We start from the raw sequence: 13,217 nt of genomic DNA, 5'->3' as shown, positions 1-13,217 counted from the left end.
CATGATCACCCAACGCTTCGCCACCGTCGAACCCGTGTTTGGGAACTTGCGCGGCAACAAACGCCTGCACCGCTTCACCTTGCGCAGCAAAGCCAAAGTGGACGGGCAATGGAAACTGTTTTGCCTGATGCACAACCTCGAAAAGCTGGCACATTACGGGTATGTCGCATGAAGGGGGAAATGATGCTGCCAAACACGCAAAAATGCACCGTATTGAGCGTATCAGGTGGCATTCAGGGCGTTATGGGGAAGCAGGAAGTCGGCAACGCTGAAAAAAACGCCCGGTCGTTTGGGATGTTCAAAAAAATGACTGCCCGATCTGGATGGGATGATCAGATTCGGGTTTTTCTACACCCTCATTGCCAGTGACGGCAAGCGTTATGTGTGGAGCGCGAACTAATGAGCCTAGCCACCTATTTTAGCCCTGTTGCTACATGGTCGATTTCCATTGCCTTGGGCGTGGCAATCATCCCGCCAATGTATCAGGGCTTTGTGTTTGGTGGCGGCTCAAACTTGCTCGAACAAGCGCGTCAAGAGGTTGCTTACCTGTTTTCATGGGCATCACCTAGCGCAATTCGCAAGCCGTTAGAGGGTGATGCGGTCATTACATCCCCTTACGGAATGCGTAAACACCCAGTAACAGGAATGCAAGCCATGCACAACGGCAAGGATTACCGCTGCAACGTTGGGCAACCCGTGGGCGCTATTGCTGATGGTGTTATCAACTTTGCAGGCATGGCGGGGCATTCCGGCTTGCTGGTAGCAATCGACCATGCAGACGGTATGCAGTCACTCTATGCACACCTTTCAGCCACCGAAAGCAAACCCGGTACGCAAGTCAGAGCGGGCGATGTTATCGGCGCGTGTGGCAATACCGGGCGCTCGACTGCACCACACCTGCATTTAGGCATAAAACAACACGGGCAATTCGTCGACCCGGCCACTCTCAAAGGATTATGAAAAATGGACAACGAAGCAGCTTTTAACCGCATTGATGCACGTCTTGACCGTATCGAAAAGCTCACCCGCAAGACCTACCGCCAAACCATGCCGGAAATGCCTTGGTTTTTTGCGGCAATTGCTGGCGTGGCAGTGGTTAGCCTTGGCTATGTTGCCTACCCGCAACTGCCAACTGAAATCAAAGACGCAATCGAGCCGCGTGTAGACGTGGCACAAAACAAGTTTTACAGCATCGGGCAAGCATTCGCAGACTATACCGGCAATGTTGACCGCTCCTATACGCTACCCAGTGGCACATTAACGCTTGTTGGCTTGTCGCCCCTGCAATCATGCCGGTGGCGTTCTGCATTGCTGGCGCGTGAATCCAGCGGCAACTACCAGCACACAGGCAACCAGTACGGCTATTTTGCAGGTTACGCATTCGGTGCTGAAGCCTTGGCAATCGTCGGCTTAGTGAAGCAATCCGCTTTTGATGATGCACCACGGCATGTTAAGCGCGGAACAGACCAAACAGCATTCCTGAACAACCCGAATAACTGGCAATTGCGCGGCGGCAAACCGGCGTTTCTGCATGACAACTTGCTACAAGACCGTGCCGTTTCCGTGCTGGCTAATACCAATATTGCCGACGGCTTTAAATCCCGCGTGTTGCTCGAATCCCAACAAGAGAAAATCGCAGGGTTCGCAGCAGCGGCGCATCTGAAAGGGCTGACAGCGGCAATTTCTTGGTACGCAAGAGGGAAGGACTCCCACGACGCGAACGGAACGAACACAAGCGACTATGCCGCGATGGGTGAAGCATCCATTAACAAACGCTCGAATTTATGCGCGGAAAATACCAGACAAGTACCTTCATGGCTGAAGTGGCTAGAAGTGAAGAATTGAAGGGCGAACACGCGGCATTTCCCGTGATTTTCTACCGCACCGCTACCGCACCGTTAACGCACGGCAAAAAAGGTTAAAAAATGAACAGTGAAACACTAAACCAGATGACAGTTAATTTACTGGAATCACTAGACAAAGACGAATTACTTAATCAGAAAGGTATCAGCGCAATTGTAAGCCTGATTAAACGTGATGATTCACGCGCTACCATTCGCCATACCATCAAAACCAATGGGGGCGACAAAGTGCAGTATGTGGAAGGGATGAAAGCCTTGATTTCCCATTACGACACTAGCGCGGCTATCTCGATGCGTGGCTTGTGCGAACAGTCTGCTACTGAAAAAGTATCTCGGAAGTTCCTCGAAGAAAAGATCGTGCCATTGCTGACAGAGTTGGGCGTGATTGTCAGGGCTGGTGAACGGTCAAGCTACTGGCAGGCATACGACAAGATCGGACACAAGCCGGGTTTGCTGGATACGGTTCTATCCAGCTTTGCAGCAACACCCGAAAAGCTGGCAGCAAAAGCGGAATCAGAACGCGCCTTCGCTGAAAAGTGCAAGCTCGACACCGCACGGAAAGCCGAAGCATTCGCCCAGCGTCGCAAAGAGGCGTTAATGCGTACCGTAAACGCTGCACAAGAGGCTGACAAGCTCACAGCAAGCCTACCTGCACAACCTGAAACCATTGGGGATAAGGTCAAAGCAAACCCAGCGGCGGCGGTACTAATCGCCCTGCTTGCCGTTGGCATTGGTGCAGCGGTGATGACCTCAGAACCCCAGCAACAAGCCTTAACCCCATTGATTGCCAATGTAAACGGCTCACCCACACTCGACCCGCGTATTCTGGAAGGAGAATAAACCATGAGAATCGGAACGTTTGACTTAGATCAATTTTACCCCGAAACCAATTTGCAGACAGTGACAGCCGCAACCCTGCTAACCGTGCCAACTTTGGCTACAGGTAGCTTTGTGGCTGGCGTTAGCGCGTTAGGGCTGGCATGGGTAGCGCGGCAATCTATAACCGCGTGGAAGCGTGACAATTGCTTATTAGGTAGCGACCTTGATGCAGTTGATACCCGCGAACATGCAGCGGCAACCAGCGAGATTACCGACACACTGGCAAGCTATGGGCTACCTGATGCGCGTCTGTATCAATCGCTGAATGGTCACGTTCTCACCCGTCATCTGGTGAGCATTCCGCGTGGTACGAAGTTGGGGAAATTACCAGAGGATGATATTGCGCGGGATTTAGGCGTGGAATCCGTCACCATTGGGGCGAATGCAGGGCGTGGGCTTATCTCTGTTGACGTACCGCGTGAAGACCGTCAAACCGTAATATTCAGCGAGTTGCTGCAATCACCTGAATGGGTTAGCCGTGCTGGTACTCTGCCCTGCATGACTGGCGTGGATGTTATCGGCAATCCCGTGATTTTCGATTTAGAGAAAGCACCTCATTTAATCGTCGGTGGCACAACCGGGCAAGGTAAATCCGTGTGGATGAATGCGCTTATTCTCTCCCTGATGCAGTCAGGGGCAGATTTTCGCCTAATGATTGGCGACGGCAAGGGCGAAGATTTAGCGCCTTTCTACGGCAATTCTAAGCACCTTTTGAAGCATTCCGAAGTAACAGCGATTGAAACCGAAGTAAGCGGCATTGCGCATCAGGTCAAATGGCTTGCGGGCGAAATGGATAGGCGTTTCAAAGAAGCCGACAAGCCTTATTCCATTGTGCTGGTAATTGATGAATTGGCGGATTTAGTCATGCAGGACGATAAAGAGCAAACCATTGTTGCAGCACTTGCCCGCATTGCTCAAAAAGGCCGTTCCGCTCGAATCCATCTGGTTCTCGGCACTCAATACCCTAGTTCCACTGTATTGCCCGACCTGTTGCGTATGAATATTCCAAGCCGTGCAGGTTTGACCGTGGCAAAGGATTATGAATCGAGAGTGGTATTAGGTGAAACCGGATGTGAAAAGCTACTGAGTAATGGCGATTGCCTGTTAAAGATGATTGGTACACAACCCCAGCGGATGCACGGCGCAATGGTTGAAGAGGCTGATATTCAGCGGTTTATGGCTTAGACCTTTGTTTGTTTGTCGTTAAAACTAATGATTGTTCGATAACGATCTAAAAAAAGTATTGATCGAATAACCTGACATATCGGCAGTTTATGGAGCAATAAGAGCAAATAAGGAGAAATAAGAGAACATAAGGACAAATAAGAAGAAATAACGAGAAATAACGAGAAATATCAGTAGGTTGCAATATTGTCGGGATGGGGATTAGTATTCTGGGACACAAGGAACAGATGGCACGGAAAACCCCATAAAAAACCAATCTGTTAATGAACCTGTGCGCCCACATAGCAATCATGGGGCAATTAGCAACAAGCGAGATAACGACATGCAAGGCAAACCAAAAACACCCCAACCCCAGCAGTCAGAGCGGATTATCCGCTTACGTGACGTAATGCAAAAAACCGGATTAAGCAAATCCAGTATTTACCGACTGGCAGCAGACACTAATAGCGACTTTCCGGCAGCGGTAAAGCTCACAATGGCAACCGTTGGCTGGTATGAGTCGTTAATTGATGCGTGGATTGTCTCGCGTCAGGCTGCATAAACGAAAATGCCCGCAGGCTGGCAGGCCAAGACGGGCAAAAAAGGATTTTAAATGAAGATTGATTATACCATATTTGAGAGCCTGCATAACCCGCAAGGCACAAAAAACACCACATCATGGGCGGATTTATGCCGAATGCTGCAAGACGTGCCAGCGTACCAAAGCAAGGCCGCGCAACCACTCATAAAGCTAGGCACATTCGATAATTCAAGCCGTGGGCAGGGTAGCAGCTTAACCGCTATCGGCGGCGTTGAAATCGACTATGACGCGGGCAATGTCACTGCACACAGCGCGGCTAAATTGTTGCGTCAAGCAGGTATTGAATGCGTGATTTGCTCGACCTACACAAGCCGCATGGATTGCCCTAAATGGCGTGTATTCGCACCCACAAGCCGCACACTGCCTGCTGAGTTACGCACCTACCTTGTGTCGGCATTGGATGGCGTATTAGGCAATATCGCAGCGCGTGAGAGCTATACCCCAAAGCAAACCTTTTTCTATGGGCGCAACCCTGACACCTCCTATGTATTCCTGCACCTGAAAGGTGAGTTTGTCGACGTGGCGTTAAAGGACGCTGCAAACGCGGCATATCTGGCAGACAAACGGGCGCAACGCCAACGCGAAGAATTAGCCGCTACTACTTGCCTTCGTGCTGAAACCCAACGCAACCGCAAAGCAGCGGGGCGGCTGGTAGTAGGGCAGGTATCCCCGATTGATGAGTTCAATAATTCGCATGACGTGCGGTCGATCCTGAAAACGCATGGATACCGGGCGACAGGTAGCAAGTTTGTTGCCCCTGCATCATCCAGCGGTATGGCTGGCGTGGTCATCCTGCAAGGTGATGATGGGCGGGATAGGGCATTCAGCCACCATACCAACGACCCGATAGCGGACGGATTGGCGCATGATGCGTTTGACCTGTTTTGCATTCTGGATCACGGCGGCGACGAATGGGCAGCTATCCAAGCGGCGGCTAAGTTACTGACCACATCCAGCGGCGAAAGTCTGCACTCATACAATCGCAACGCTTACCGTCAAAACCGCACCAACACCAAGGCGCAAGCCGCACTCGACAAAATTAAGGGGGTGGCGGCATGACTGCTACAGCGCAAACAAACCCAGTAATTGAGCTGCTGGATGAACTCACCACTCAGGCGAAAGCCGTAACGCTGACAACCTATCAGGATTTTTTACACACAGTCGCCTTGCTGGTAGTCGATGGCACAATTGACCCCATTCAGCGGGAATCCATCATCAAAGCACTGATAGACAATGGTCACAATCTCGGAGGCAAACGCTTAATTACCAACGCTTTGACGGCAGCGGAAAAGCAGATTAAGCGCGATATGACTAAGCCAATGGATGACATGGTGCAAGGCGGTCGGGGTGTCTATTACATTAAGGACGGCTGGCTTTATCGCTCGACAGAGAAGGGCGATTATAAGGTATGTACCGCAATCGACGTGCTAGGGCGTACCCGCAACACGGAACAAAGCGGGTGGGGTAAGTTGCTGCAATGGCAGGACGGCGACGGCATTACCCATACGTGGGCTATGCCGATGCGGTTAATGAGCGGCGACGGTAACGAAGTCATGGGCGCTTTGCTTGATCGTGGGCTTGTTGTGGCTGGTGGTGCGAATATGTACGCAGTCGACTACTTGCAAATGTGCGATTCTGAGCGGCGCATAACGTGCGTGGAAAAAACCGGATGGTATGACGGGCGCGTATTCGTGACCCCTGCTAAAACCTTCGGGGATGATGAGGGTAACATTACCTATCAAGGCGTGATAAAAAAAGCAGCGCAGCAGGAAATAAAAGGTACGCTCGAAGGCTGGCGCGTTGAAGTGGCAAGCCTTGCGAAAGGCAACAGCCGATTAATGTTTGCAATCAGCAGCGCGTTTGCACCTCCATTGCTCGACTTTACCCCGAATGTTGGCAGAGGTGGCTATCAATTCACCGGCGACAGTAAGGACGGCAAAACACTGTCATTACGCGCAGCAGCAAGCGTGTGGGGCTATCATGACACCGTTAAACAAACATGGCACGGCACGGCGGGCGGGATCGAAGGGATAGCAGCACGGCATAATGACGGCTGGCTATTTCTTGATGAACAGAAACGCGCAGCAGCGAAAGAAGTAGACCGCATTATTTACATGCTATCAGACGGCAATGGCAAAGCTAGGCTAAACAAGGGCGTTGATTTGCGCAATACATTGGAGTGGCGGCTATTGTGGGCATCAAGTGGCGAATTGTCGGCGGCTGACTACATTAAAGATGGTGGCGGGACACCACCGGCAGGTATTGAAGTTCGTCAAGCCGATATTCCGGCGGATGCGGGCAAGGGTTATAAAATCCATGACACGATCCATGATTACCCTGATTTAAACGCATTCAATAGCGCCATCGGGTCAGGGATCGAAAACCATTATGGACTTGTGGGGCAAGAGTGGTTAACCAAGCTTGTGGTGAATCGTGAGGAACTAAATACCCGTGTTCCGGCAATGCTCGAAACCATTGCATCTGAAATTGTGGGCGGCGCGTTTAATCCCCAAACCCGCGAAGTGCTGTATAGATTTGCGCTTATCGGTCTTGCTGGCGAACTAGCGACAGAGTACGGCTTGACCGGATGGAAGCAGGGCGACGCTACCGCAGCGGCAAAACGTATATTCGCAGATTGGCTAAAAGCATTCGGAGGTGATGACTCTAGCCGCGAACAACGACAGATCGTAGCGGCGGTACGGCGGTTTCTGATGGGCAATATGTCACGTTTCCAAAACATGGCCTTTGAAGTACCGAAAGAAGAATTGCAGCGTGTACATAATTGCGTCGGCGGGGTGCGTCCAGCCTACGAAGACGGCGAACAAGCGATTTATCTAGTGTTCCCAAGCCAATTGACCGAACTGGCAAAAGGGTACAGCAAAAAACAGATACTCACTGCTCTTGTGGATGCAGGCATGGTGCAGCCACCCATTAAGGACGGGCGGGAATATATCCCGGCACACGGTCAACAGCGGGTACACCGCATTATATTGACCGATGACGAAGAGGATTAATTCAGCCAACCCAAGCAACGAGCCACCCTTAGAGGTGGCTTTTGTGTGTCTGGACAAGACAAAACGGCACGAAAAAGACAAACAAGACAAAAACTTTTGTCTTAAGACAAAACCAAAAAGCGTTTTGTCTTGTAAAAATCAACATTAAGTTATTGATTTTTAAAGTAAAAAACACACAACAAGACAAAAGACAGTTTTTTCAGGAATATACAGTCCCCCCAGAAAATAATATTTTTTTTCTTTGTGGTGCTGGTGGCTTGCCAGTGGTTCGCTTTCTGTTTGTCTTTTGTTGGTATCGCGTCCAGAGAGTGCAGGTGATACCAACAGCTATACCAACATAGGCCGATTTACCAGAATTAGGGTTAACCCTAGGATGCGGGGTTATGGCATGTTTCAGGGTGCGTGCTGGACGGCTAAAAACGGGGTGAACTCTCAGAATGTTGGTATAGTTGTTGGTATCGGTGAAAATTGAATATGGATAAATTCATTTTTATCAGTTATTTGCGTTCTGAATGCCGTAGTCGCCGCCAATAACCCCTTAATTTTTAAAGAAAATTAAGGGGTTTTTTTGTTTTTAATGTAACTGCATTTGCAACCACTCTATAATTCGCGTTTCTAACCAATACTCTGCTCGCCACGGCACACGCCCACCTACAAAGCCCACGTGCCCGCCGTGTGTCGTCAATTCCAGCGTTACATCATCACTTAGCATAGCTTCTGTTGGTGCGGTACTGGGGTACATGAACGGGTCATCCTGCGCATGGATAATTAGCGTTGGCGTCTGAATATTTTTCAGGAACTGCGCGGAGCTGCTGCGTGTGTAATAGTCGTGTGCGCCATCAAAGCCATTCAACGTGGCGGTAATCTGGTCGTCGAAGTCAAAAATCGTACCCACGGTATTGATGTTGAGCGGTAAGGGGCTGGGCATCTGGCTGAACTTGTTGCGGTAGGCGGCTTTCAACTTGCCCGTCAGGTAACGCCCGTAAATCACCGAAAAACCTTTTTCCAACTTGCGGGCGCATTCCTCAAGCTGAAAGGGGATGGAAACTGCGACTACCGCTTTTAGCCCTGACTCCGCTTCTGTTTCCCCTGCGTATTTAAGGATCAGGTTGCCGCCGAGCGAGAAACCGACCGCTGCCTCTGGCATCCTGCCCGTGTTGCGCAGGTGGGCAAGCACTTCTGCCACATCCGCCGTGCGACCCGAATGGTAGCTGCTGGCTAGCCGATTGGGAGTGCCGCTGCATCCGCGCAGGTGCATGAAGACGCTGGCAAACCCGGCTTTGTGCAATGCTTGCATCAGGGTCTGGGCGTAATGCGATTCCAGCGAACCTTCCAGTCCGTGGATAACCAGCACCAGCGGCGAGTCGGGGCGCGGATGAAAGGCAAGATCGATGAAATCACCATCGGCGAGTTCTAAACGTTCGTGTTGCAAGTCGAGATGGGGGCGGCTGCGGAAAAATACTGGCCACAGGGTTTGCAGGTGGGGCGATTTTAGCCACCATGCAGGATGGAATGTTGATTGCTGGATTCGTTTCATCCCTATATCATCACATGTTTACATTCCTTATCGGAAGTACGTATGAGCCAATATTGGAGCAAACTGGTACACGATCTCGACCCGTATGTGCCGGGCGAGCAGCCCAAAGACCAGCGCTATGTCAAGCTGAACACCAACGAATGCCCGTACCCGCCTTCGCCCAACGCACTGGCGGCGATCCATGCGGCGGCGGATGAGCGCTTGCGCCTCTATCCCGACCCGAATGCGGATGAACTCAAGGATGCCATCGCCGACTACTACAGCGTCGAACGCGCCAATATCTTCGCCGGTAACGGTTCGGATGAAGTGTTAGCACATGTTTTCTGTGGCCTGCTCAAGCACGATGCGCCACTGCTGTACCCGGACATCAGCTACAGCTTCTACCCGGTCTACGCCAATTTCTACCAGATTGAGACGAAGAAAATCCCGCTGCGGGACGATTTCAGCCTGAACTTGAAGGATTTCAGCGGCAAAAACGGCGGTATTATCTTCCCCAACCCCAATGCACCCACCAGCATGGCGGTCGGGCTGGATGTGATTGAAACCTTGCTGCAAGCCAACCGCGATTCCGTGGTCGTGGTGGACGAAGCCTACGTCGACTTCGGCGCAGAAACTGCGATTCCGCTGACAGCGAAGTATCCGAACCTATTGGTGGTGCAAACTTTCTCCAAATCGCGCTCCCTCGCCGGGTTGCGGGTCGGGTTTGCGGTTGGACATCCCGACCTCATCAATGCGTTGGAACGGGTGAAAAATTCCTTCAACTCTTACCCGCTGGGGCGCATGGCGATTGCCGGGGCGGCGGCGGCGATGCGTGACAAGGAGTACTTCGCGAGTACTTGCCAGCAAATCATCGCCACCCGTGAAATGACGGTGCAAAAACTCACCGAACTGGGTTTTAGCGTATTGCCCTCGGCGGCCAATTTCGTGTTTGCCCGCCCGCCCGCAGGCAATGCCGAAGCCCTGTATCTGGCATTGAAGCAGCGCGGCGTGCTGGTACGCTATTTCAACAAGCTGCGTATTAACGAATACTTGCGCATCACCATCGGTACAGATGATGAAATGAACACTTTCTTGCAAATACTTGCTGAACTATGAACCTTTACACCTTAGAAACTTACCTCAATAAGCTGCTGAATATTGGCAAGTTCCGCGACTATGCGCCCAATGGTTTGCAGGTTGAGGGCAGGGCAGAAGTCACCCGGATTGTGACCGGCGTAACCGCTTCCCAAGCCCTGCTGGATGCCGCCGTCGAATACGGGGCAGATGCGGTATTGGTGCATCACGGTTATTTCTGGAAAGGTGAATCACCCGTGATTCGAGGCATGAAAAAGCAGCGTATTGCCACCTTGATCCAGCATGACATCAGTTTGCTGGGGTACCATTTGCCGCTGGATGCGCACCCGGAACTCGGCAATAACGCGCAACTCGCGATGTTATTGGGTATCCGCAACGAAGGGGTGATGGATGAGCGTGAGTTGCAAAGCGTGGGTAATATCGGTTCGGTAAGCGAACCCGTGTCGCTGGCAGATTTTGGGCAGCAAGTGGCAACGGCCTTGGCACGTGAACCCTTGTTGATTGCGGGCGGTGAACATCCGGTGCAGCGTATCGCTTGGTGTACGGGTGGTGCACAAGGTTACATCCAGCAAGCCTTCGAGTTGGGGGCGGATACCTATTTGAGTGGTGAGATTTCCGAACATACCGTGCATTTCGCCCGTGAAAACGGCATTCATTATATTGCTGCGGGGCATCATGCGACTGAGCGTTATGGTATAAAAGCGCTAGGCAAGCATTTAGCAGATGAATTTGGTTTGGAACACCGCTTTATCGATATCAATAACCCGGTATAAGTCAGGTTATTTTGTTTGGGTTTGTGCTATTATTGCCGCGCCTAGCTGGTAGGGCGGTGTATTGACTTAAATCAAACAGTCGGTTTTTTAGGGTTCACACTGCTCATTTCTGCTTGATTTTAGAAGTGAGTTCGGACATCCTACATTGTTTTTTAGCATATGCTAATATAGCCATGTTTGAGTTTATAGCTCAGAAATTTAACATTATTGCAAGTGTATTTTGACAGTATTGCAGTAATGGTGCAGATTAAGTTTTGAACATTTGGGAGAGTGCTTACGATGGCAAATTCTGGAGTAGATAAAGGCCGTCGCCGCGTCCTGATTGCCGCCACATCAGTGGTAGGGGCAGCAGGGGTGGCAGCGGTTGCGGCTCCGTTCCTTAATTCATGGAATCCTAGTGCGCGGGCGCTTGCCGCTGGTGCACCGGTTGAGGTTTCTGTGACTAAGGCCGAGCCGGGACAATTGATTCGCGTGATTTGGCGCGGTAAGCCAGTGTGGCTGGTTAACCGTACTAAGGAAATGCTGGATACTTTGGCGGGTCTTGCTGATAATCTAAAAGATCCGAATTCCGAAAATATCAAGCAGCAGCCAGAATATGCCAAGAATTTGGCACGTACCCGCGAAGGTAAGGAACAGTATCTGGTATTGGTTGGAATTTGCACCCATTTGGGTTGCTCTCCAACCTACCGTCCTGAGCTGGCTCCGGCTGACTTGGGTGCAGATTGGAAAGGTGGTTGGTATTGCCCGTGCCACGGTTCTAAATTCGACCTAGCCGGTCGCGTTTTCAAGAACGTTCCAGCCGGGGCGAACCTTGAAGTACCTCCATATTACTTCAAAGACGACAACACTATCCTGATCGGTGAAGACGGAGGTAAAGCATAATGGCAGAGCGTCCCGCACATAATTACAAGGGTTTCTTGGGTTGGGTCGAAGACCGCTTCCCGATGATGGAAACCTGGCAAGCGCATTTGGCTGGTTACTATGCGCCTAAAAACTTCAATTTCTGGTATTTCTTCGGTTCACTGGCGATGCTGGTACTGGTTATCCAGATTTTCTCTGGCCTGTTCCTAGCCTTCCATTACAAGCCGGATACCGGTTTGGCGTTTGCTTCGGTTGAATACATCATGCGTGATGTGCCGGGTGGCTGGTTTATCCGCTACATGCACTCTACGGGCGCTTCTGCGTTCTTTATCGTGGTGTACCTGCACATGTTCCGTGCGCTGATTTACGGATCCTACAAAGGCAAGCGCGAACTGATCTGGTTGATCGGTATGGCGATTTATCTGGCGCTGATGGCAACAGCCTTCATGGGCTATTTGCTGCCTTGGGGTCAAATGTCTTACTGGGGTGCGCAGGTTATCATCAACCTGTTCAATACGATTCCGGTGATAGGTGAAGGCTTGTCTACTTGGATTCGTGGTGACTTCGTACTCGGTGATGCAACCCTGAACCGTTTCTTTGCGCTGCATTTCTTCCTGCCTTCGCTGGTGCTGCCTGCATTGGTGTTTGTCCACATTGTGGCACTGCACGCAGTGGGTTCCAACAACCCTGACGGCGTTGAAATCAAGCAAGGCCCTAAAGGCAACCGTTGGAGCGAAACTGCCCCGACTGATGGTATTCCGTTCCACCCTTACTACTCTGTTAAAGACATTCTGGGTGTGGTCGTGTTCCTGATTGGCTTCTTCGCTATCCTGTTCTTTGTACCTGAAGGTGGTGGTTACTTCCTGGAAAAGCCAAACTTTGAACCTGCCAATGCGCTGAAAACACCGTTGCACATTGCACCTGTTTGGTACTTCACGCCGTTCTATACGGTTCTGCGTGCGATTCCTGACCCGTTCTTTGGTACATTGGCGATGTTTGCTGCGATTGCAGTGCTGTTTGTGTTGCCTTGGATCGACCGTAATCCAATGAAATCTTGGCGCTATCGTAATACTGCTCACAAGATCAATCTGTTGTTGTTTGCAGCTGTGTTCTTGGTGTTAGGTTGGATGGGTGTTGAGGCAGTTACACCAGCATTCAAAGAACTGGGTACACGCATGACCCAAATTTACTTCATTTTCTTCGTAGTATTGTGGATTCATAGCAATCCTTCTAAAGCGAAGTATGTGATGTGGTTTGGTATTCTGTTGGCGGCGATTATTGCCTATGACTTTACTTTCCGAGTGCCCGGTAGTGACCCTGAAGCATTAAACCAAATGCTTATTCAGGCTATTTGGCCGGTAGGCTATCTGGCGCTGACCTTGTTGTTGCCTGCTTTCAAAGCGAGCTGCAATGAAGAAAAGCCAGTTCCTGACCGTGTAACAGGTTGAGGTG

Annotated in this window: 14 protein-coding genes; 13 read left to right on the top strand and 1 reads right to left on the bottom strand. The window is 50.9% G+C overall.

Annotation, left to right across the window (positions count from 1 at the left end; all coding sequences use genetic code 11):
* Position 1 precedes the first annotated feature (1 nt).
* The 9 genes from Q394_RS23040 (at position 2) to Q394_RS0101345 (ending at position 7,520) form a co-directional block, all read left to right on the top strand.
* Positions 2 to 172 carry a transposase gene (locus tag Q394_RS23040; protein ID WP_038140026.1) on the top strand — a complete coding sequence of 57 codons (171 nt, stop codon included), beginning with the start codon at positions 2 to 4 and terminating at the stop codon, positions 170 to 172.
* Positions 173 to 180: 8 nt separating this feature from the next.
* Entirely contained in the window at positions 181 to 369 is a 189-nt protein-coding gene (locus Q394_RS22665) for a hypothetical protein (protein ID WP_156946709.1), read from the top strand.
* A gap of 30 nt (positions 370 to 399) precedes the next feature.
* A complete protein-coding gene (locus Q394_RS18650; RefSeq protein ID WP_028487703.1) occupies positions 400 to 960 on the top strand; it encodes a M23 family metallopeptidase in 561 nt (186 codons plus the stop codon).
* A gap of 3 nt (positions 961 to 963) precedes the next feature.
* Positions 964 to 1,845 carry a hypothetical protein gene (locus Q394_RS18645; RefSeq protein WP_051542584.1) on the top strand — a complete coding sequence of 294 codons (882 nt, stop codon included), beginning with the start codon at positions 964 to 966 and terminating at the stop codon, positions 1,843 to 1,845.
* An 80-nt stretch (positions 1,846 to 1,925) separates the two neighbouring features.
* On the top strand, positions 1,926 to 2,702 hold the full coding sequence (locus Q394_RS0101365; protein WP_028487702.1) for a hypothetical protein: 777 nt from the start codon (positions 1,926 to 1,928) through the stop codon (positions 2,700 to 2,702).
* A gap of 3 nt (positions 2,703 to 2,705) precedes the next feature.
* The gene (locus tag Q394_RS0101360) at positions 2,706 to 3,926 is read left to right on the top strand and encodes an FtsK/SpoIIIE domain-containing protein (protein WP_028487701.1); all 1,221 of its coding nucleotides are present in this window, start codon (positions 2,706 to 2,708) and stop codon (positions 3,924 to 3,926) included.
* A gap of 322 nt (positions 3,927 to 4,248) precedes the next feature.
* Complete coding sequence (locus Q394_RS21825; protein WP_028487700.1) at positions 4,249 to 4,467, top strand: AlpA family phage regulatory protein; 219 nt, start codon at positions 4,249 to 4,251, stop codon at positions 4,465 to 4,467.
* Positions 4,468 to 4,518: 51 nt separating this feature from the next.
* On the top strand, positions 4,519 to 5,565 hold the full coding sequence (locus Q394_RS0101350; protein WP_028487699.1) for a hypothetical protein: 1,047 nt from the start codon (positions 4,519 to 4,521) through the stop codon (positions 5,563 to 5,565).
* Complete coding sequence (locus tag Q394_RS0101345) at positions 5,562 to 7,520, top strand: DUF927 domain-containing protein (RefSeq protein WP_028487698.1); 1,959 nt, start codon at positions 5,562 to 5,564, stop codon at positions 7,518 to 7,520. Before Q394_RS0101350 ends, Q394_RS0101345 begins: the two co-directional genes overlap by 4 nt.
* Before the next feature lie 574 nt (positions 7,521 to 8,094).
* Here the strand turns inward: Q394_RS0101345 and Q394_RS0101340 are convergent.
* A complete protein-coding gene (locus tag Q394_RS0101340; RefSeq protein ID WP_028487697.1) occupies positions 8,095 to 9,057 on the bottom strand; it encodes a hydrolase in 963 nt (320 codons plus the stop codon).
* Between the two features lie 42 nt (positions 9,058 to 9,099).
* On the opposite strand from Q394_RS0101340, the gene hisC reads away from it, so the two are divergent.
* From hisC to Q394_RS0101320, 4 genes are all read left to right on the top strand, one after another.
* Positions 9,100 to 10,152, top strand: a complete 1,053-nt coding sequence (hisC, locus tag Q394_RS0101335) for a histidinol-phosphate transaminase (RefSeq protein WP_028487696.1) — start codon at positions 9,100 to 9,102, stop codon at positions 10,150 to 10,152.
* Positions 10,149 to 10,904, top strand: a complete 756-nt coding sequence (locus Q394_RS0101330) for a Nif3-like dinuclear metal center hexameric protein (protein WP_028487695.1) — start codon at positions 10,149 to 10,151, stop codon at positions 10,902 to 10,904. Before hisC ends, Q394_RS0101330 begins: the two co-directional genes overlap by 4 nt.
* A 279-nt stretch (positions 10,905 to 11,183) precedes the next feature.
* The gene (gene petA, locus Q394_RS0101325) at positions 11,184 to 11,786 is read left to right on the top strand and encodes a ubiquinol-cytochrome c reductase iron-sulfur subunit (protein WP_028487694.1); all 603 of its coding nucleotides are present in this window, start codon (positions 11,184 to 11,186) and stop codon (positions 11,784 to 11,786) included.
* A complete protein-coding gene (locus Q394_RS0101320; protein ID WP_028487693.1) occupies positions 11,786 to 13,213 on the top strand; it encodes a cytochrome b in 1,428 nt (475 codons plus the stop codon). The genes petA and Q394_RS0101320 overlap by 1 nt, the downstream gene beginning before the upstream one ends.
* Positions 13,214 to 13,217: the final 4 nt, after the last annotated feature.

The sequence above is a fragment of the Thiothrix lacustris DSM 21227 genome (assembly GCF_000621325.1).
Lineage (GTDB): Bacteria > Pseudomonadota > Gammaproteobacteria > Thiotrichales > Thiotrichaceae > Thiothrix > Thiothrix lacustris.
This window is presented reverse-complemented; position numbering and strand designations above follow the sequence as displayed.